The sequence below is a fragment of the Streptomyces sp. JN8 genome, assembly GCF_055808075.1.
In genome coordinates this window covers 8,177,402-8,196,671 of sequence record NZ_CM147852.1, presented here as the reverse complement: position 1 = coordinate 8,196,671, position 19,270 = coordinate 8,177,402, and the positions used below count along the sequence as shown (strand labels likewise).

Sequence of the window (19,270 nt, the reverse complement as noted above, 5' to 3'; positions counted from 1 at the left end):
GCGATCGGGGCGGCGGTGTTACCTGCCCTTGGCGGCTTCCTTGAGCTTAGAGCCCGCGGAGACCTTCACGCTGTAGCCGGCCGGGATGTCGATCGGGTCGCCGGTCTGCGGGTTCCGAGCGGTGCGAGCGGCGCGGTGGGTGCGCTCGAAGGTCAGGAAGCCGGGGATGGTGACCTTCTCGTCGCCCTTGGCGACGACGTCGCCGACGGTCTCGGCAAGCGCCGTCAGGAGAGCGTCGGCGTCCTTGCGGGTCACCTCGGCGCGGTCGGCCAGGGCGGCGGTCAGTTCACTGCGGTTCATCGGTGAAGCACACTCCGTAACTTCGGGGCGCCCGGCGGTCTGATCGCGGGCGGGACATCTCCCCCGCTACCCTGCCATCCAGTCCTGACACTGGCCGGGAACCGTCCCTCTGCTTGGGCCGTACGGGTCATCGCGCCTGTGCCGCCACGGGACCACTGGGCCATCTGCGAGCGAGGCCGGGCACGTTCCGACGGATGTGCGGCCACAGGTAGCCGTCTCGCTGCCCACGACAGCCCGGAGCGGTGAGGAACGATATGCCGCACATGCAAATCTGGGACAGAGGGGCCGGCAGGGATCTCCGCCTTTCTGGATCGTCGCCGCCGTTCTGCTCGTCATCGTCACAGTGGCGTTCGCGGCCCCGCACCCGCCGGGAGCGGCGTCGCGGCAGTCGGTCAGAGGCGGTCGCCGGTGCCCCCAGTGGTGGGAGTGGATGACTGCTGTCGTCCGCCCGGCCGCGGCGCACGTCGGGTGTCGGTGATGCTGTCCCGGGCGGCCTGAGCGACGGCTGCGGCGGTGATGCCGAACTCGTCGTAGAGGCGCTGGTATGCGGCGGAGGCGCCGTAGTGTTCCAGGCTGACGATGCGGCCGGCATCGCCGACGATCTCGCGCCAGCTCTGCCCGACGGCCGCCTCGACGCTGACCCGGGCGCGCACGTCGGGCGGCAGGACATGGTCCCGGTAGTCCTCAGGCTGTTCGGCGAACCACTCACGGCACGGCATCGACACCACCCGCACCGACAGGCCGTCGTGCGTCAGCAGATCGGCCGCGTCCAGACAGATGTGCACTTCGGAGCCGGTGGCGATCAGGATGACCTCCGGTGTCGCGTGGTCGTCCGGGTCGGTCAGGACGTATGCGCCGCGGCGCGCCCCGGCGGCCGGTGCGTACCGGCCGCTTTCGCGGTGCAGGACGGGGAGGTTCTGTCGGGACAGGACCAGCCCGGCGGGGCGGTTCTGGTGTTCGAGGATGGTCTGCCAGCAGGCGGTGGTCTCGTTGGCGTCGGCGGGGCGTACGACGTCGAGACCGGGGATGGCGCGCAGGGCGGCGAGGTGTTCGACGGGCTGGTGGGTGGGTCCGTCCTCCCCCAGGCCGATGGAGTCGTGGGTCCAGATGTAGGTGGCGGGCAGCCGCATCAGCGCCGCCAGGCGGACCGCGGGGCGCATGTAGTCGGAGAACGTCAGGAAGGTGCCGCCGTAGGGGCGGGTCAAACTCTGCAGCGCGATGCCGTTGAGGATCGCGCCCATGGCGTGCTCGCGGATGCCGAAGTGCAGGGTTCGCCCGTGGGGTCCGCCCTTCCATGCGGTGGTCTGCCGGCCGACCGGAATGAAGGAGGGCTCGCCGTCCATGGTGGTGTTGTTGCTGCCTGCCAGGTCCGCCGAGCCGCCCCACGGCTCCGGTAGCACCGGGGCGAGTGCGCTGAGCACCGCTCCCGAGGCGGCGCGAGTGGCCATGCCCTTCTCTCCGCCGGCGGGGAAGGAGGGAAGTGCGTCGTGCCAGCCGTGGGGCAGTTCCTGCTTCTGCAGCCGGTCGAGCAGCGTGGCCCGGTCCGGATTCTCGCGTTGCCAGGCGGTGAACTGCTCGTCCCAGTCGGCGTGGGCCTGTCGCCCCCGGTCGACGGCCTGTCGGGTGTGGGCCAGTACGTGGTCCTCGACGGTGAAGTGTGCTTCGGGATCGAAGCCGAGCAGCCGTTTCGTGGCGGCTACCTCCTCCTCGCCCAGTGCGGCGCCGTGCGCCTTGCCGGTGTTCTGCTTGGTGGGGGCCGGCCAGCCGATCACGGTGCGCAGCATGATGAGCGACGGGCGTCCGGTCTCCTCCCGGGCCGTCCGGGTCGCCGCGAGGAGGGCGTCGACGTCTTCCACGTACGTGCCGTCGGCTGTCCAGTCCACGGTCTGTACGTGCCAGCCGTAGGCGGCGAAGCGTGCAGGGACGTCCTCGCTGAAGGAGACGTCGGTGTCGTCCTCGATCGAGATGTTGTTGGAGTCGTAGTAGACGATGAGGTCGCCCAGTTCCTGGTGGCCGGCCAGGGACGCGGCCTCCGCGGTGACGCCCTCCATGAGGTCGCCGTCGGACGCCACCACGTAGACGTGGTGGTCGAAGGGGCTGCTGCCCGGTGCGGCATCGGGGTCGAGCAGTCCGCGTTCGCGCCGTGCCGCCATGGCCATGCCGACCGCGCCGGCCAGGCCTTGGCCGAGCGGGCCGGTGGTGATCTCCACGCCGCGGGTGTGCCGGTGTTCCGGGTGGCCCGGTGTGGCCGAGCCCCAGGTGCGGTACGCCTCCAGGTCGGACTTCTCCAGTCCGTACCCGGCCAGGTACAGCTGGATGTACAGGGTGAGGCTGGAATGGCCGCAGGACAGCACGAAGCGGTCCCGGCCCAGCCACTGGTCGTCGGTCGGGTCGTGTCGCATGACATTCTGGAACAGCAGGTACGCCAGCGGGGCCAGGCTCATGGCGGTCCCGGGGTGCCCGTTGCCGGCCCGCTGGACCGCGTCCGCCGCCAACAGCCGTGTGGTGTCCACCGCGCGCACGTCCACTGTGTCCCACGCGGCGCTCTCGGCCACCGGATACGCCGGGGACCGCGCGCCCTGTGCTTCACCGGACTGCTCGCTCATCAGGCTGTCCCTTCGTCGTGCGGACGGACCGGGCCGACGGGGCGCCCGCGGTTGGTGGGTGATGCGCCCCCGCGGCTGAGAGCTGTGGCTCCGGCAGCCGCCCGCGTTCGCGCCATCACGCGGCGTTCTCCGCTGATCCCAGTGTCCGGGCTGCCGCTGCGGCGCGGACCTCTTCCAGCACGGCGCTCTGCCGCGCGGCACGGTCCAGCAGCGTGTCGAGGTCGCCGACGTGGAGCCGGCTGTCCGTCGGGGCCAAGGCGCGCAGCGTGCGCCAGCAGGCCGCCTTGCCGTGAACGCCGGTCAGCATCGCTTCCGCTTCCAGGACGTCGCTGAGCGGGGAGCGGGAGAACAGGTGTCCGTTGGTCTTCAGGCGGCCCGCCTTCTCCGCCAGCCAGCCCGCTGCCGTCCTGGACTGGCTGATGGAGACGCCCAGATCCGCCATGATCCGGGCCAGTGCGCTCCTGTCCTGGTCGATCTGGTCCGCGAGCCCGGCGAGCGTACGGCCGTCCTGCTCGCCCTTGCGGGCGTCCGCGGCCCGCTTGAACAGCTCCAGGCCGCCGGTGGCCGCGGCGTAGTGATCGCCCAGGTAGATCGCCAGCAGGTCAGCGCTCTCGGAACCGGCGACCGCAGTGTCGGGCTTCGCGCGCATCTCGCGGGACACGGACTCGCCCAGCTCGCCCCAGCTGGCCTCGAACTTGGCCAGTCCCTCGCGCTCCAAGGTGTCGGTGACGTCGCGGAAGTCGACGCCGACCCGCTCCAGTGCGGCAAGGTGGTCCTTGGCGGCTGTGAAGTCGTCGACGGTGGGCGGGTGCACAGGAACGGTTCCGTGGTCGGCGAACGCGGCCAGCGTGCCGCGGGGCATGGTGTTGACCGTGCCTGCGATCACGAGCTCGCTGACGTACATCGTGTCGGACCGGGCCGGGTCCTTGACGCCGGTGGACGCCCACAAGGGGCGCTGGGTGCGGGCACCCGCCGCGGCGAGGCGCTGCCACCTCGGGTCGACGAGGAGTTGTTCGTAGGCCTGGAACGCGAGGCGCGCGTTGGCGACTCCGGCCCTGCCCTTGAGCGCCAGGGCCTCCGGGGTACCGACGGCGTCGAGTCGGCGATCGACCTCGACGTCCACGCGGGAGACGAAGAACGAGGCCACCGAGTGGATGTCCGCCAGCTCGAGGCCGTTGGCCTGAGCCTGCTCCAGGCCCCGCAGGTAGGCGTGCACCACGTCGCGGTAGCGGTCCAGGGAGAAGATCAGCGTGACATTGACGCTGATGCCTTCGGCAGTGACCGCGGTGATCGCTTCCAGTCCCGCCCGTGTGGCGGGAATCTTGATGAACAGGTTCGGCTGGTCAACCGTCTCCCAGAGCCTGCGGGCCATGGCAACGGTGGAGTCGACGTCATGGGCGAGGCGGGGGTCGACCTCGATGGACACCCGGCCGTCGATACCCGCACTCCTTTCGTACACGGGGAGCAGTTCCTCACAGGCCTCGCGGACATCGTCGGTGGTCAGGGCGAAGACCGCGTCGTCGACGCTGTCTCCTGCCTGACCCAGGTTCCGCAGCTGCTCGTCGTAGCGGTCTCCCTTCGACAGAGCCGAGGCGAAGATCGTGGGATTCGTGGTGACTCCCACGACGTGCTGGTCCGCGATCAGCTCCCTCAGCTCCCCGCCGGCGAGAAGCTCCCGGGACAGATCGTCGAGCCAGACCGACACTCCGGCAGCGGACAGGGCGGCGAGCGGGCTGGTCTCAGCGGAGACAGACATACAGGACCTCCAAAGCGGTACGGCGCCGCACACGCTGGGGGGCGATGTCGCCTGATGGGCGGACTGCCGGCGGCGGCACTCGCACGGTGTCTCTGGTCGCCTGCCCGGATCGCCCGGTAACAAGCGCAATACCCCAAAGAGCCGAGCTTGGCCTGGGATGCTCCCGGCCTCCCGCCTTGGGGCGTAGGGCGCCGATCGGCTTCAGGAGCTCTGGGGGCGGTGGGGTGTGGGTTGACGTTCGGGGGCAGGGTCTGAGTGAAGGCGTATCGTGAGGAGTACCGAAGGCCGGTGGACGCGCAGGTGAAGCGCTTCATTCCAACCGTGGAGGGTTGGTGCTTCCGCTGGTCGAACGGCCGGGGGCTCCTCCCTGGCTCAGGTCGTTGACGTCCCTTGTGACGGCCCCCGTCACAACGTGAATCCGACCCGTTCCCGGCTGTGCTCCCCTACCCCTGTGGTGTGGCGGTGGTGCGCCGCCGGTCTGGTGAAAGCAGCCCTGCATGTCTGCGGAGCACGCCATCGAAGGCCGAGTCTTGGCCCTGCGCCTTCCCACGGATCTCGACGTCACCTGCCGAGCCGCCGCCGTACAGTACTCACAGCGTCTGCTGCTCTCCCACCGGCCACTGGGCGAGCGCCTGCATCTGGCGGCCGGTCCTGCCGACGGTGCCTCGCTCAGCGTGCTCGCGCGCATACGCCGGCTGTGCGCGGGGCTCGGGATCCCCCTCGCCGTCACCGACCGGCCTTGGAGCTCCCACGCCTCACCCACGAAAAGTGCCGGGGTTCTGGGTCCTGACGTGATACGAGGTGCGTCCACGTGATGAACGACGACCACACCCCCGTTGACGTGCTGCACGCCTCCTCCGGCGGAGGGCACATCTACAGCGCGCCGGGCGGAGCGAGCGTCTACCGGCGGGCCACCGGGCTCGACGGCACCGCGGAGCTGGTAGCGGCCGGCGAGTTCGACATGGACAGCGTCGGATGCCTGCACCGCGCCCTGGCCGACGCCGGCGCAGATGGCGCCACCAGCGTCCGGCTCGACGTGTCGGGTGTCGTCTTCGGCGACACCTCCGTCATCCACGCCCTCCTTCGCGCCCGACAGGGTCTGGGGCGACTCGCCCTCATCGGCCCCGTCCCGCCCCAGCTGCGCCAACTCTTCGACCTCACGGGCACCACGCCTCTGTTCCCCGTCGAGACCTGAAACGAACGCCCATCGGATCAGATGCGGGCTGCCGACCGTTCCCGGCGTTCGCGCTCACGCCTAGACCCGGCTAGAGGCGGCATCCCCGGCCGGCGCCTCACGACGTACAACCGGCTCCCTTCACCCTGGCCGCGCGCCCCCTCCGCTCGAGACCCGGACTTCGGGCAGGTGGGGGCGGGCTGCGCAGGGGACCACCCTCAGTGCATCGACACGCACCCGGCCCGGCCCGACAGAGGTGGGCCGGGCCGGTCGCGTGTGGTCGCCTTCACGGCTGCCCTCCGGGCCGGGTCCATCCGCCGCGGGCGTTCGGCACCCGGCCGTCCTCGGCTTCGTCCGTGGAGGCTCTACCCGCGTGCGAGCGTGCCTGCAGGCAGGAGAAGGGCGTCGGCGCCCGTCAGGGTGAGCACCCGCCTCGTTGCTTCCTGCACGCCGGTGAGCACGAGTCGGTTCCCGCCGTCAGCGAGGCGAAGGCTCAGCTGGAGCAGGAGGTTGAGGCCTGAGGAGTCCATGAAGGTCACCTGCGACATGTCGATGTAAAGCGGTGCTCCGTCGGCCAGGGAGGCCCGGCCTATGGCCTCCTCGAGGGCGGGGCAGGACGTGAGGTCCATCTCTCCGGCCACGGCGATGGTGGTGGCGTCGGAGTCTTCGTGGGTGATGAGGATCAGATCGCTCATGGTTCGCCCCTCTCATCAGGGTCGAGCCCGATGCACCCCGGCTGCGGGGTGCCAGGAGCGTGACGTGAGGTCACGCACAGACCAGCAAGACCACCCGAACCGCGTCCCGGCCCTCTGCTGAGAGCCTGCGCGAGCGGCTCGGGGTCTCCTACCAGACCAGGCTGGTGTCCTGCGACCGTCCCACACCGCCCCCTCGTGGTGAAAGTCCGCTGCCCACACCGCAGTCCACGACAGGGCATCGATACCGCCCACCTGTTGTCCGCTCCGACCCGGTCCCGCCGCGGGGAGGGCCGAGGCTGTCACGCGCTCACGGCGATGATGTGGAGATGGGAGCGGACGTCGGCGATGAGGCGAGCAGCATCCGTAAGCAACGTCCCCTGGATCGTGGGCGCGGCCTGATCCACATGCGGTTGCTGCAGGTGGCGCAGATGGCCGGCGACGACGTCGAACAGTTCCTCCAGGCGCCGGGCGTCGGTGCGCTCGGACTGCCCTATCTCTTCCAGGACGTCTGACACGTGGTGCAGGAACGCCGCGTACTCGGAGCGGAACGACGGCGGCACGGACTGGATGTGACCGTCGGCCAGAGCGTATTCCAGGGTGCGCGTCATGGACTGCAGATGGTCCAGTGAGCGTTGAACGATGGTCAGCGCCTCGCGGGCCCGAGGCATGGCCTCATCGCGGGGATCGACGGTGCGACGGGGATTGAGGAGGGAGTTCTCCGTCTCCGCGTCCACCTCACCGTGCAGGCGGTCGCACGTCGATGCAAGCCTCCGCCATTCTCCGCGCAAGCGTCCCACCGCGTCCACGTCTCCGTCTCCCGTGCCCGACGCGTCGGCAAGCAGGCGTATGTCGGCGGAGACGTCCTGGCACACGGCGGCGACCGACGCCTGATGGCGGCGGGTGTGCCGGGCTGGGGCAAGGAGAAGATGGGCGCCGATTCCACAGGCGACGCCGATCGCCACCGATGCGATGAGGTGGCCGATGTAGTCGAGGCGTCCTCCCCCGGTGGAGAAGGCGAAGAGCCCAACCACGGCGACCTGCGCGCCCTGGCTTCCGAAGGGGCGGAATCTGCCGACGGCCAGGCCCAGCAGCATCAGAGAGGCGAACGCCCACCAGTGGATCCCGGCCCAGGCCGCCAGGCCGGCGGCCAGCACGGCGCCCGCGGTCATGGCCATCAGGTACCGGGCACACTCGCGTACCGACCGGTAGACCGTTGCCTGCAGCACGACCAGAACGGTGAAGGGTGCGAAGGTCGTCACGGCCGCGGGCAGCAGATGCCGGGCGAGTATCCAGGCCAACGTGGCTGCTCCCACGCTCTTCGCACCCAGCACGAGATCGTCTCGCTCCGGCCCGGGAGAACGCAGTCCCCTGCCCACGCGCCCCACCACGGCGGCGATGGCGTTCCCCGCTCTGTGCAGCATCGTCATTCCCCTCTCTGCCACGCCCCCTGTCCCGCACCCACCACGCTCGCGTCCAGCTGGAAGGAATGGGGGTGGGTCGGCCGTCAGGGTTCCCGAACCGCAGGCCGAACGGCCCGCTCCCCGTTAGGTGCGGGCCGTTCCTCCACCCCAGAGGCTGCCGGAGGGGGCGGCCGGCAGGCTCTGCATCTCCAAGCGCCCCCAAGCGCTCGTGACCCGCATGCCCCAAGGCCTCACGCCCACACGCCGGTCCTGAGCGGTCGCTTCTCCGGCCGGAGAGCGGCCGGAGATACGCAGGCGTTCCTGAAGACAGGAGGATCTCCGACTCCGAAGGCAATCGCGGTTCGTCGTGTCGCGGGATGCAGACCGCGCGATGCAGACCGCGGCCCCAGGGGCCACATCACGAGTACGGACGGTCGCTTGGTCGCTTGGTCGCTTGATCCAGCGGCTCCGCCTTGCGCCAGTTGGTGTCCTTGCGGATGCGCTGAAGGGTTGTCGCCGACAGGGTGCGGACAAGGAGCGCGTCTACAGGTAGAGGGCAGGCCGGGGAAGGTCTCGCCCGCAGGTTTCGGGCCTGATGCGCTGAACGAGCACGTCGAGGAGGGTTCGTGGCACACGACAAGGACGAGGCCGAAACGTGGGATGCCTTCCGCACACTGGTCAACATGCCGCCGGCGGAGCTGGAACGATGGCTGGCGACCAGCACATCGAAGGACGCCGGCGAGCACAAGGGGGGTCATGAGTCAACCGGCCATGCCTCTGGCCGAAGGATCGTCGAGATCCTGCGCACATCGAGGAGCGACCTGACGGACGCGGACTACCAGCACATGACGAAGGTCAACGGCTACATCCGTCGTCATCAGGCGCAGCGGCCCTCCGGCGATGTGCGGGACACCACGTGGCGCCACTCCCTCATGAACTGGGGACACGACCCCCTGGCCGACTGACACATGACCCGTCGATCACGCGCGGGGCCGGATTCGGCACACCAGCATGGGCTCCTGTGGGTGACGACGAGCATTCCAGGACCGTGGACCATGCAGGCGGCATGCGCCACGCCGGGAGCGCTGCGGTGGAGGCCGCGCTCGCCTGCGGCGGCGTCTCCTGCACGAGAGCATCAGCGCTGCAAGAGACCTTTCGGCCCGACCTCCGGCGGCGCCGGCTTCACCACTCCCCCGGCGTTTCCCGCGTGGGACGGGGGATGCCGGGCAGCCGCTGGGTATGGACCAGTCGAAGACGCCCGTGCTCGATGCCCTCGCCGCCTACCACGCGACCGGACAGACTCCCTTCACCCCTCCCGGCCACAAGCAGGGCCGGGGAGCCGACCCGCGGGTGCGCGCGGTGCTGGGCGACGACGTGTTCAGGTCGGATGTTCTCGCCATCAGCGGCCTCGACGACCGCATGTCCTCCCGCGGGGTCCTCGAGGAGGCGCAGGCCTTGATGGCCGATGCCGTCGGCGCCGACCATGCCTTCTTCTCGACCTGCGGCAGCTCCCTGTCGGTGAAGTCCGCGATGCTGTCGGTCGCCGGCCCCCACGAGAAGCTTCTGGTGGGCCGCGACGCCCACAAGTCGGTGATCTCCGGGCTGATCCTGTGCGGGATCCGCCCGGTGTGGGTCGAGCCTGCATGGGATGCGGAGCGGCACCTGGCGCATGCCCCGTCCGCGGCTGCCTTTGAGGCGGCGTTCGCGGAGCACCCGGACGCCCAGGGTGCACTCGTGACCACCCCGACCCCCTACGGCACCTGCTCGGACCTCGCGGCGATCGCCGACGTCTGCCATCGGCGAGGCAAGCCGCTCGTCGTGGACGAGGCGTGGGGCGCGCACCTGCCCTTCCACCCCGACCTGCCCACCTGGGCGATGGACGCCGGCGCGGACGTCTGCGTCACCTCCGTCCACAAGATGGGCTCCGGACTGGAGCAGAGCTCGGTCTTCCATCTCCAGGGCGACCTCGTCAAACCGGAGGTCCTCAAGAGCCGCGAGGACCTGCTGGGCACCACCAGCCCCTCCGTCCTGGTCTACGCGGCCCTCGACGGCTGGCGTCGGCAGATGGTCGAACACGGCCGGAGCCTCTACGACCGCGCCCTGGCCCTCGCGGACGACGTCCGCTCCCGGATCGCGGACATCGGCGGCATCCGCGTTCACGGCCGCGACGACTTCTGCGGCCCCGGCAAGGCCAACGACCTCGACCCGCTCCAGATCATCATGGACATCAGCGCCTGGCAGGTCACCGGCTACCGGGCCGCCGACTGGCTGCGGACCCACCACCGCATCAACCTCCACATCGCCGACCACCGGCGCATCAGCGCTCAGCTCACCCACGCCGACGACAAGGAGACCGCCGACGTCCCTGCTGTCCGCCCTGAACGATCTGGCCGCCCACTCCCCCGCCCTGCGCACAGGCCAGCCCGTGGACGTCCCGTCGCCGGGCGGACTGCGCCTGGAGCAGGCGGTCCTCCCACGGGATGCGTTCTTCGGCCCGACCGAGCAGGTGGATTCCGCAGCTGCCGCAGGCCGGGTCGCCGCGGAAATGATCACGCCCTACCCGCCGGGGATCCCCGCCGTCCTGCCGGGTGAGCGCCTGACCAGCGAGGTCTTGGATTATCTGCGCACCGGTGTGCAGGCCGGGATGGTCGTTCCCGACGCCGTCGACCCGCAGGCCACGAGCGTCCGCGTCCTGCGCGAGGGCTGATACCGGGGGTTGCACGACGGCCCGGCGGGCAGAGGCCTGGACGGAGGCGATCACCATGGGCCGAACCACTTACCCCGTTCTCGGTATGCACCGCCACGAGCCCGAGGACATCGACGAACTCGTACCGCCCGTGGGAGACGCACTGCCGGGCGTCTCCCCACTGCTGAAGCAGGCCGGCGCCAGCAAGCAGGCCCGTGGGCTGAGGGCCTCGCCCCCGGGACAGTCCAGCGGAGGTCTGCATCCCCGCACAGCCGGCCCAGACGGAGATTCGGCGCCTGCAGCAGCTTCTAGCCGCGACCTGCTCCACATCTCACCGGCTGTGGAGCTCCCATGAACAGCCCAGTCATCCAGCCCGCGGACAGCTGCCCAGAGGCGTTTCGTCGTGTGAAGGAGCACCGGGACGTGAACACCGTGGTGCTTCGGCTCACCGGCAGCACGCTGGACGTGGAGGCCGAGGCCAACTGGACACCAGAAGAACTGATCGCAAGCCTCCCGCCCGACCAGGCGCGGCTGCTCGTCCACGAAGTCCCTTACGCCACGCATGCCGGCGCCCGCCGGCATGCGTATCTTCTGATCTGGTGGATGCCTGCCACCGCCGACGAGGACGAGGCCGCCTACGCCCCTGCTTACGACATCTTGAAAACGCAGTGCACCGACGTGCCTGTCCATCTGATCGCACGCATCTCCACACAGCTGGCCTACCCACGGCTCGTCGCACTCGCCGACAAGTGAGCACGGCTGAAGGGGCGCCTGTCGCGTACCGCATCGTTCGTCCCCTTCCGTGCTTACTTTCCAGCTGCGGTGTCGCCGGACGCTGCGTGTAGGCGGGGGCAGGCGCGTACTCACCGGGGGCCCTGGTAGCGGCGGTGCGGTAGCGGCATCCCGTGGTCCAGCAGTGTCGGCGTCCCGTGGCACCTGCCGGGGATTCTTGCACTCCTTGAGCGCTTCGCCTGCTGTCTGCGAAAGACGAGACGCCCAGACTGGGCCGCGGCGTCTTGCCGGGTCTGGCTCCTGGTCTCGTCAGACCTGTCCTCGCCATCCGCTGGCGGCCGCGGCCCGGTCTTCGATGAACTGCTTGAACCGCTTCAGGTCACCCTTGACCTGCCGGTCGACGAATCCGATTGTGTCGCCGATGGTTTCCGTCATCCCCTCAGGGTCGAAATCCATCATCAGTGTGATCTGCGTGCGGGAGGGGCCGATGGGCTGGAAGGTGACCAGGCCGGACTGCTCGATCTCGTCACCGACCGTGACCCAGGCGACCTTGGTGTCCGGGATCTGCTCAGTGATCTCCGCGTCGAACTCCCTGCGCACCCCGCCGATGCTTGTCACCCAGTGCGTCAGACTGTCCGCGCGCTGCTCGATCCGCTCCACTCCGTCCATGAACTGGGGGAACGTCTCGAACTGCGTCCACTGGTCGTACGCGGTACGAACCGGAACTTCGACTTCGATCGACTCCTTGACGTGCGACATGGGTGGGCTCCTCTGCTGGTGGGGGGCGACGCAGGGGCCGGGCCTGGCAGGAGCCCGCCCAGTTTCGCCGGGGTCTCTCATCCGTGCCCGCGCGCGCGTGCCCATGCCGGACTTCGCCGACGAACACCCCAGAGGGGTTCCATTTCGGGCCGAACGGACCTCTGGTGTCGCACTCGCAGACCGGGGCCGCCGTGACCTTCGATCGCGCAAGGAGCGAGTGTCGCTCCATGGCTTGCTTCCAGCCGTCAGGCCGTAGGCGGAGACACTGCTGCCCTCGACCCTCATGCCAAGGCAAGACGATCGCCGACCGTCTCGAACCTCACATGCCGAGCAAGACAGCACCACCGCAAGCACTTCCCCCGTGACCGCCTGTCTCCTCGCCGCATGGCTCCGCGGCCGACGATCAATGGCTCCGAGCCCCGGGGGCTTGATCCTTGAACTGGAAAGCAGTCGGGTGAAACGGCCATACCGGGGCAGAGGCCCACCATGAACGACAGGGAAGAGTGGAAGCCGGGCGAGATCGTGACCCAGAGCGGCATCTACGCATGCGACTGTGGCAGAGAGCACCTGTGGAGCAAGAGCACCGATGTGCGCGGGCATCGGTTCCCACCGCTCCCCTACGACTGCACGGGGCAAGCGTGGGTCCTTCGTACGCAGGCTCACCCTGACGAGGACTGAGGGTGCGGCTGCGGACCAGCGATCCGAGCACGCCGGGGTGGAGCCGTGTGCGTCACGGCCGCGGGTTTCGCTATCTGGACAAGGGCGGGAAGCCCCTGCCCCCGGACGATCGCGACCGGGTACGCGCCCTGGTGATTCCTCCGGCCTGGGAGGACGTCTGGGTCTGTCCCTGGCCGAACGGCCACATCCAGGCGGTGGGGACGGACGCGGCGGGCCGGCGCCAGTACCTCTACCACGCCGCATTCCGCGAGCGGCAGGACGCCGCCAAGCACGAGCACGTCCAGCGCGTCGCCCGTTCGCTGCCCCGCTTGAGGCAACAGGTGGACAGTGACATCGCCGGGCGCGGGTTGTCTCGGGCTCGTGTTCTGGCCTGCCTGACCCGCCTCCTGGATCTGGGATTCCTCCGTGTCGGCGGCGACGGTTACGCGCGCGACAACGGCAGCTTCGGCCTGACGACCCTGCTTCGGGAACACGCCGACTGCCGAGGCGGGGAGATCCGTCTGCACTTTCCGGCCAAGTCGGGCAAGGAGGTCACGCGCGCACTCGTGGACGATCAGGCGTACAAGGTGGTCCGTGCGCTGCTGCGGCGCGGCAACGCGGACTCGAGGCTCTTCGTGTACTGGGAGCACGCGGAGTGGCGCGTGCTCCACGGCGACGATCTCAACGCCTACCTGCGGGACGGGTCGGGGCAGGATGTGACGGCGAAGGACTTCAGGACCTGGTACGCGACCGTTCTGGCGGCGGTCGCTCTCGCCGTTTCCGACAACACCACCGATGGCTCCGCCGCCCGCCGCAGCAGGGTCGTAGCCCGTGCCGTGCGCGAGGTCAGCGGGTACTTGGGCAACACGCCGGCGGTGTGCAGGGCGTCCTACATCGATCCGCGCGTCATCGAGCTCTACGACCGGGGAGAGACCATCGCGGCGGCCCTGGGCGAGCTGGGCAGGGACGGCGTCTTCGGCCACCCCGCCACCCATGGCCGCGTCGAACGCGCCGTTCTGCGGCTTCTCGATTCGGCGGGTCCGTGACGACGGCTTGGATGCGGCACCGGGCGGGGCCGGAACCGTTCGGGCCGGGCTGCGGCAACGGTGGAATCACAGGCGGCCTGTACCCGGCGGTCGTGACCGATCAGGCCGGAAGAACTCCGCCACGGGGCCGCCCGCCGCCGCGGGATCCCCACACGTTCGCGTAGTCGGCAACGGACCGGTACTCGTGGTGGCAGCACGCATACGGCCGAACAGTTCCGGCTGCGCACACTGATCGGCCGGTATCGGGATCTTTCAGTGGATACAGGGCTGATGTCCGGGTAGCGGAAGCGCATGGGCACCACGCTCGCCGCGAACACCGCCCACCTCGCCCCGCGTCTCAAGGCGAGCCCGTACCCGCCCTCCTCCTGACCACAGTCGAACAGGACGGTCCTTCGATGACTTCCCCCTCCAGCCCCGGCCCGCGTCTCGTCGACCCCGTGGGGCTCCACCCCCGCCCGCCGTTTCCCGAGCAGGACCAGGACCACCCCGGCTCCACCGAGGCCATGCGTCCGCGCCCCGATCACGGAGAACAGAGTTACCGGGGCCACGACCTCCTGCTCGACCGCAGGGCGCTCGTCACCGGAGGGGACTCGGGAATCGGCCGGGCCGTCTGCCTGGCCTTCGCCCGGGAGGGAGCCGACATCGTCTTCACGCACCTTCCCGAAGAAGCCGCGGAGGCCAGGGAGACGGCGCGACTGATCCGAGAAGCAGGCCGCCGGGCGGTGCCCGTCGCCTGCGACATCCGGGACGAGGAGCAATGCACCGCTCTCGTCGAGCAGGCCGTCGGCGAGCTGGGCGGGATCGACCTCCTCGTCAACAACGCCGCCTACCAGATGTCCCAGCCGGACGGCATCGAGGCGATCACCACCGAGCAGTTCGACCGAGTGATGAAGACGAATCTGTACGGCATGTTCTGGCTCACCAAGAGCGCCCTGGCCCACATGCCGCGCGGAGGGTCGGTGATCAACACCGCCTCGGTACAGGGCTACCAGCCCAGCCCGCATCTCCTCGACTACGCGATGACCAAGTCGGCGATCGTCTCCTTCACCCACGGACTGGCGCAGATGCTCGCCGAGCGCGGCATCCGGGTCAACGCGGTGGCGCCGGGACCGGTGTGGACTCCGCTGATCCCGGCGACGATGCCCGATGCGACGAAGTTCGGAGAGCAGTCGCCGCTGGGCCGGCCCGCGCAGCCGGTGGAGATGGCACCTGCCTTCGTCTTCCTCGCCTCCGACCAGGCTTCCTACATCACCGGCGAGATCGTCAACGCCACCGGCGGAACACCACTGCCGTGACTCCGGACGAAGCCCTGCGCCGGATCGCCTTCCTCCTCGAATGGCGCGGAACCTCCCCGTACCGGGTGCGGGCCTTCCACACCGCGGCCGACGCCGTCCGCGAGCTGCCTCCCGGAGCGGTGGAGGCCGCCCAGGTCGTGCGGCTGCGCGGCGTCGGTCCCGTCACCGCCGAAGTGATCGCCCAGGCATCGACCGGAACCGTCCCGGACTACCTCGCGCGCCTGCAGGCCGAAGCCGGCCCGGAGGCGGCGGCCGCCTGGGATCTCTGGACCCGAAGCCGCGGGGACTGCCATCTGCACTCCGACTGGTCGGACGGCGGCAGCCCCATCGAGGACATGGCCGACGCGGCCCGCACCCTGGGCCACCGGTGGGCGGTTCTGACCGACCACTCGCCACGGCTCACCATCGCCCACGGTCTGAGCCCCGAGCGGCTGAGAAGCCAGCTGGAGGCGGTGGCGGCCGTGAACTCCGAGATGGGCTCCGGCTTCCGGCTGCTCACCGGCATCGAGTGCGACATCCTCGATGACGGTGCGCTCGACCAGGACGAGGACCTGCTGGGCCGGCTCGACATCGTCGTGGCATCCGTGCACTCCAAGCTCCGTTCGGAGCCCGAACCGATGACGGCCCGGATGCTGGCGGCGGTACGCAACCCGCTGGTCGACGTCCTGGGGCACTGCACGGGGCGGATCGTCACCGGCCGGGGGCGCCCGCAGTCCCGTTTCGACGCCGAGGCGGTGTTCGCCGCATGCGCGGAGACCGGTACCGCCGTGGAGATCAACTGCCGCCCCGAACGGCGCGACCCGCCCGACGACCTGCTGATGCCGGCCGCCGCGGCAGGATGCCGGTTCGCCGTGGACACCGACGCCCATGCTCCCGAGCAGCTGCACTGGCAGAGCACCGGCTACGCCCGGGCGGCGCGGATCGGAGTGGAGGCGGACCGGCTCATCACCACGTGGCCCCTCGAACGGCTGCTGGCCGGCAGAAGCAGGCACGCATGACGAGACCTGCGTGGTCCTGCGCCTTTGCAGAGTGGCAGTCGGATTCGCGTGGATTGCGGCGTCATGGGGGTAGCCGCACCGTGACCGCGGAATTGCACTGCCGAGGAAGGTTCGTCATGCCACGAGGATCCAGCCCCAAGCGTGAGCGCCAGTACGAGCACATCAAGGAGTCCGGGGAGAAGCGCGGCATGTCCGAGGGCCGCGCCAAGGAGATGGCCTCCCGGACGGTGAACAAGGAACGCGCGCGCTCGGGAGAGAGCAAGACCGCGAGCCGCAGTTCCACCCAGGGCAAGTCCGCCTCGCAGCGCGGCGGGGAGAAGTCCGGCGGCGGCACGTCGTCGCGCGGCGGGGAGAAGTCCGGCGGCTCCTCGTCGGAACGCACCAAGGACGACCTCTACCAGGAGGCCAGGAAGCGCGGCATCGAGGGACGCTCGACCATGACGAAGCAGCAGCTCAAGAACGCCCTCGGTCACTGACACCGCACGCAAGGGAAGAGGTGTTCCCGTGGCCGTCCGCCACCAGCTCGTCCGCCGGCCCCCGCACGCCGTGTGGGCCGTCCTCGCCGATCCGACCCGGTACGGGCAGTGGGTGGTGGGCCCTTCCCGGTCCACGCCACTCGACGCCCTCTGGCCCGCGCCCGGGGCCCGGCTGCGCTACACCATCCGGCTGGGCCCCTGGTCCACCGAGGGCACCACGACCGTGCGCCACCAGGAGGCCGTCAAGGAGCTGCAGCTCGAGGCGGCTTTCACATCCCTCGGCACCGCGAGGATCCTTCTTCAGCTGCGGCCATGGGGCAAGGAGACGCTCGTCGTCTGCGACGAACATCCCCTGCGCGGTCTGGGCGGCCGCTTGCACAACCCGCTGTCCGACGCGGTTCTCCAGCTCCGCCACCGCGGCATGCTGCCCCGCTTGGCGCGGCTCGTCGAACAGCAGCCGCAGGAGGTGCTCCGTGCCTGACGCGGTGATGATCGGCGCGGGCCCCAACGGTCTGGTGGCCGCGAACCTGCTCGTCGACGCGGGATGGAGCGTCGAGGTCCTCGAAGCCCAGCAGGAACCGGGCGGGGCCGTGCGCAGCGACCGCGGCGTGCACCCGGACTTCGTCTCCGACGTCTTCAGCGCCTTCTATCCGCTCGCCGCCGCCTCCCCCGTCCTGGCCCGCCTCGACCTGGCCGCCGAAGGCCTGCGCTGGAGCCACGCGCCCGCCGTTCTGGCCCACCCCCTGCCCGACGGGCGGTGCGCGGTTCTGGAACGCCACGTGGAGGACACCTGCGCGGGCCTCGCACGGTTCGCCGCAGCAGACGGGCCATCATGGCTGGACCTGTACCGGACGTGGAACCGGCTCGGGCCGGATCTCGTCCAGGCCCTGTTCACCCCCTTCCCGCCGCTCCGCTCCGGATGGCGGCTGGCCACGAGAGTCCGGGCTTCCGGAGGGCTGCGACTGGCCCGGAAACTGGCGCTCCCGGTCCGCCGGCTGGGCGAGGAAGAGTTCGCCGGAGAGGGCGGCCGCATCCTGCTGGCCGGGAACGCCCTGCACGCGGACCTGGCCCCCGAAGCGGCGGGCAGCGGCGGCTTCGGCTGGCTCATGTCCATGCTCGGGCAGAGCCACGGCTTCCCAGTCCCCGTCGGAGGCGCCGGCGCGCTCACCACGGCGCTGACGAACCGGCTGCAGCGCCGCGGCGGCGTGCTGCGCTGCGGCGAGCGGGTCGCCGCAGTCACCCTGCGATCCGGCACCGCGACCGGGGTCACCACCGCGAGCGGCGAGACCGTCGGCGCCCGCCGCGCCGTCCTGGCCGACACCTCGGCACCGGCCCTCTACCGGGACCTGGTCGGCGAGGAACACCTCCCTTCCCGCCTGGTGCGCGACCTGGAACGCTTCCAGTGGGACTTCGCGACCTTCAAGATCGACTGGGCTCTGACCGGCCCGGTCCCCTGGACGGCACCCGAGGCCGCCAGGGCGGGGACCGTGCACCTCGCCGCAGGCGTCGACGGACTCACCCGCTTCGCCGCCCAGATCGCCGCCGGGCAGATCCCCGACGAGCCGTTCACCCTGTTCGGCCAGATGACCACCGCCGATCCGACCCGGTCACCGACCGGCACCGAGTCGGCATGGGCCTACACCCATCTCCCCCAGCACATCACGGCCGACGCCGGACCGGACGGCATCACCGGCCGCTGGGACCGGCGTGAACAGCACGCCATGGCCGACCGCATCGAAGCACAGGTGGAACGCTTCGCACCCGGATTCCGCGACCGGATCGCCGCCCGCCGGATCCTGGCCCCCACCACCCTGCAGGCCATGAACGAGAACCTCCGCAACGGCGCCATCAACAACGGCACCACCGCCCTGCACCAACAGCTCGTCTTCCGGCCCACGCCCGGAACCGGACGACCCGAGACACCCGTCGAACGGCTCTACCTGGCCTCCGCGGCCGCCCACCCCGGCGGCGGCGTACACGGAGCGCCGGGCGCCAACGCCGCCCGCGCCGCCCTGCGCTCCCACACACCGTCCAGCCTGCTCCACCGGGCCCAACGCGTATGACGCGTGCCGCAGAACACGAAGAGACCCCTGCGCCTGCGCGCACACATGGGCTGTCCGAGGGGCCCGGTGTCCCCCGGCACTTCACAGCCGACCGGGACGAGGGAGGAGGCGGCGCCGACATGGGATGCCGAGAGGAGTCGCACCGCGTCGGCGCCGGGGCGGGCTCAATCGAGGATGGCGGTCGCCTCCACCTCGACCAGGACACCGGGCTCGAACAGGTAGTCCACGCCGATCAGCGAGGAGGGCGGAAGCGGCATCGTCAGCCCGATCTCGTCCGCCACCTGCCCGACCCCTTCCATGAACGCGTCGATCTTCTCGGGCGCCCAGTCCGTGACGTAGAACGTGAGCCTCAGGACGTCGTCGAACGACGCACCCGCCCCTGCGAGCCCCTTCCCGGTGTTCCGCAGCGCGTGGGCGACCTGTCCCGCGAGGTCCCCCGGGGCCAGGGGAGACCCGTCTGCCGACCGGGCGATCTGGCCGCTCACATGCACGTGACGCGTCCCTGTACCCACGGCCACATGCTCGTAGGGGGTGGGCTGCATCATGCCTTCGGGTGTGAAACGACGGACAGACACGGAGGTCTCCTCACTTCGAACGGACTCGGTATACCTTTGCTACCTGGTAGAC

Annotated in this window: 15 protein-coding genes and 2 pseudogenes; 10 read left to right on the top strand and 7 right to left on the bottom strand. The window is 70.2% G+C overall.

From position 1 onward, the window contains the following. Positions 1-18 precede the first annotated feature (18 nt). The 3 genes and pseudogenes from ACY0MR_RS36005 to tal form a co-directional block, all read right to left on the bottom strand. Positions 19-300 carry an HU family DNA-binding protein gene (locus tag ACY0MR_RS36005; RefSeq protein WP_473557936.1) on the bottom strand — a complete coding sequence of 94 codons (282 nt, stop codon included), beginning with the start codon at positions 298-300 and terminating at the stop codon, positions 19-21. Positions 301-692: 392 nt separating this feature from the next. Then, positions 693-2,906, bottom strand: a complete 2,214-nt coding sequence (gene tkt / locus ACY0MR_RS36000; protein WP_473557934.1) for a transketolase — start codon at positions 2,904-2,906, stop codon at positions 693-695. A 637-nt stretch (positions 2,907-3,543) separates the two neighbouring features. Further along, positions 3,544-4,662, bottom strand: a pseudogene (gene tal / locus ACY0MR_RS35995) (transaldolase); the annotation flags it as partial. Positions 4,663-5,476: 814 nt separating this feature from the next. On the opposite strand from tal, the gene ACY0MR_RS35990 reads away from it, so the two are divergent. After that, on the top strand, positions 5,477-5,857 hold the full coding sequence (locus ACY0MR_RS35990) for an STAS domain-containing protein (RefSeq protein ID WP_473557932.1): 381 nt from the start codon (positions 5,477-5,479) through the stop codon (positions 5,855-5,857). A 344-nt stretch (positions 5,858-6,201) separates the two neighbouring features. On the opposite strand, the gene ACY0MR_RS35985 is transcribed toward ACY0MR_RS35990, so the two are convergent. Both ACY0MR_RS35985 and ACY0MR_RS35980 read right to left on the bottom strand, forming a co-directional pair. After that, on the bottom strand, positions 6,202-6,531 hold the full coding sequence (locus tag ACY0MR_RS35985) for an STAS domain-containing protein (RefSeq protein ID WP_404086833.1): 330 nt from the start codon (positions 6,529-6,531) through the stop codon (positions 6,202-6,204). Between the two features lie 299 nt (positions 6,532-6,830). Next, on the bottom strand, positions 6,831-7,958 hold the full coding sequence (locus ACY0MR_RS35980) for an aromatic acid exporter family protein (protein ID WP_473557929.1): 1,128 nt from the start codon (positions 7,956-7,958) through the stop codon (positions 6,831-6,833). A 599-nt stretch (positions 7,959-8,557) separates the two neighbouring features. On the opposite strand from ACY0MR_RS35980, the gene ACY0MR_RS35975 reads away from it, so the two are divergent. From ACY0MR_RS35975 to ACY0MR_RS35965, 3 genes and pseudogenes are all read left to right on the top strand, one after another. Further along, on the top strand, positions 8,558-8,896 hold the full coding sequence (locus ACY0MR_RS35975) for a DUF3140 domain-containing protein (RefSeq protein WP_473557927.1): 339 nt from the start codon (positions 8,558-8,560) through the stop codon (positions 8,894-8,896). A gap of 274 nt (positions 8,897-9,170) precedes the next feature. Continuing rightward, positions 9,171-10,638 (top strand): annotated as a pseudogene (locus ACY0MR_RS35970) (aminotransferase class I/II-fold pyridoxal phosphate-dependent enzyme). Between the two features lie 330 nt (positions 10,639-10,968). Further along, positions 10,969-11,370: a cofilin family protein gene (locus tag ACY0MR_RS35965; protein ID WP_473557925.1), complete on the top strand. Its 402-nt coding sequence runs from the start codon at positions 10,969-10,971 to the stop codon at positions 11,368-11,370. 288 nt (positions 11,371-11,658) lie between these two features. Here the strand turns inward: ACY0MR_RS35965 and ACY0MR_RS35960 are convergent, their stop codons facing one another. Beyond that, entirely contained in the window at positions 11,659-12,108 is a 450-nt protein-coding gene (locus tag ACY0MR_RS35960; RefSeq protein ID WP_473557922.1) for an SRPBCC family protein, read from the bottom strand. A gap of 680 nt (positions 12,109-12,788) precedes the next feature. Between ACY0MR_RS35960 and ACY0MR_RS35955 the strand changes: the two genes are divergently transcribed. From ACY0MR_RS35955 to ACY0MR_RS35930, 6 genes are all read left to right on the top strand, one after another. Continuing rightward, positions 12,789-13,811 carry a DNA topoisomerase IB gene (locus tag ACY0MR_RS35955; protein ID WP_473557920.1) on the top strand — a complete coding sequence of 341 codons (1,023 nt, stop codon included), beginning with the start codon at positions 12,789-12,791 and terminating at the stop codon, positions 13,809-13,811. Between the two features lie 395 nt (positions 13,812-14,206). Further along, positions 14,207-15,106 carry an SDR family oxidoreductase gene (locus ACY0MR_RS35950; protein WP_473557917.1) on the top strand — a complete coding sequence of 300 codons (900 nt, stop codon included), beginning with the start codon at positions 14,207-14,209 and terminating at the stop codon, positions 15,104-15,106. After that, positions 15,103-16,104, top strand: a complete 1,002-nt coding sequence (locus ACY0MR_RS35945) for a PHP domain-containing protein (RefSeq protein ID WP_473557916.1) — start codon at positions 15,103-15,105, stop codon at positions 16,102-16,104. Before ACY0MR_RS35950 ends, ACY0MR_RS35945 begins: the two co-directional genes overlap by 4 nt. A gap of 116 nt (positions 16,105-16,220) precedes the next feature. Then, a complete protein-coding gene (locus ACY0MR_RS35940) occupies positions 16,221-16,580 on the top strand; it encodes a plasmid stabilization protein (RefSeq protein WP_473557913.1) in 360 nt (119 codons plus the stop codon). Positions 16,581-16,608: 28 nt separating this feature from the next. Further along, positions 16,609-17,061 (top strand): SRPBCC family protein, encoded by a 453-nt coding sequence (locus ACY0MR_RS35935; RefSeq protein ID WP_473557911.1) that lies wholly within the window; start codon positions 16,609-16,611, stop codon positions 17,059-17,061. Next, entirely contained in the window at positions 17,054-18,643 is a 1,590-nt protein-coding gene (locus ACY0MR_RS35930) for a phytoene desaturase family protein (protein WP_473557909.1), read from the top strand. The genes ACY0MR_RS35935 and ACY0MR_RS35930 overlap by 8 nt, the downstream gene beginning before the upstream one ends. A gap of 164 nt (positions 18,644-18,807) precedes the next feature. On the opposite strand, the gene ACY0MR_RS35925 is transcribed toward ACY0MR_RS35930, so the two are convergent. Beyond that, the gene (locus tag ACY0MR_RS35925) at positions 18,808-19,218 is read right to left on the bottom strand and encodes a RidA family protein (RefSeq protein ID WP_473557906.1); all 411 of its coding nucleotides are present in this window, start codon (positions 19,216-19,218) and stop codon (positions 18,808-18,810) included. Positions 19,219-19,270 lie beyond the last annotated feature (52 nt).

What these genes read in the sequence shown, in the direction of transcription:
- ACY0MR_RS36005 (WP_473557936.1), bottom strand. Translation starts at nt 300, where the DNA reads ATGAACCGCAGTGAACTGACCGCCGCCCTGGCCGACCGCGCCGAGGTG.
- tkt (WP_473557934.1), bottom strand. Translation starts at nt 2,906, where the DNA reads ATGAGCGAGCAGTCCGGTGAAGCACAGGGCGCGCGGTCCCCGGCGTAT.
- ACY0MR_RS35990 (WP_473557932.1), top strand. Translation starts at nt 5,477, where the DNA reads ATGAACGACGACCACACCCCCGTTGACGTGCTGCACGCCTCCTCCGGC.
- ACY0MR_RS35985 (WP_404086833.1), bottom strand. Translation starts at nt 6,531, where the DNA reads ATGAGCGATCTGATCCTCATCACCCACGAAGACTCCGACGCCACCACC.
- ACY0MR_RS35980 (WP_473557929.1), bottom strand. Translation starts at nt 7,958, where the DNA reads ATGACGATGCTGCACAGAGCGGGGAACGCCATCGCCGCCGTGGTGGGG.
- ACY0MR_RS35965 (WP_473557925.1), top strand. Translation starts at nt 10,969, where the DNA reads ATGAACAGCCCAGTCATCCAGCCCGCGGACAGCTGCCCAGAGGCGTTT.
- ACY0MR_RS35960 (WP_473557922.1), bottom strand. Translation starts at nt 12,108, where the DNA reads ATGTCGCACGTCAAGGAGTCGATCGAAGTCGAAGTTCCGGTTCGTACC.
- ACY0MR_RS35950 (WP_473557917.1), top strand. Translation starts at nt 14,207, where the DNA reads ATGACTTCCCCCTCCAGCCCCGGCCCGCGTCTCGTCGACCCCGTGGGG.
- ACY0MR_RS35940 (WP_473557913.1), top strand. Translation starts at nt 16,221, where the DNA reads ATGCCACGAGGATCCAGCCCCAAGCGTGAGCGCCAGTACGAGCACATC.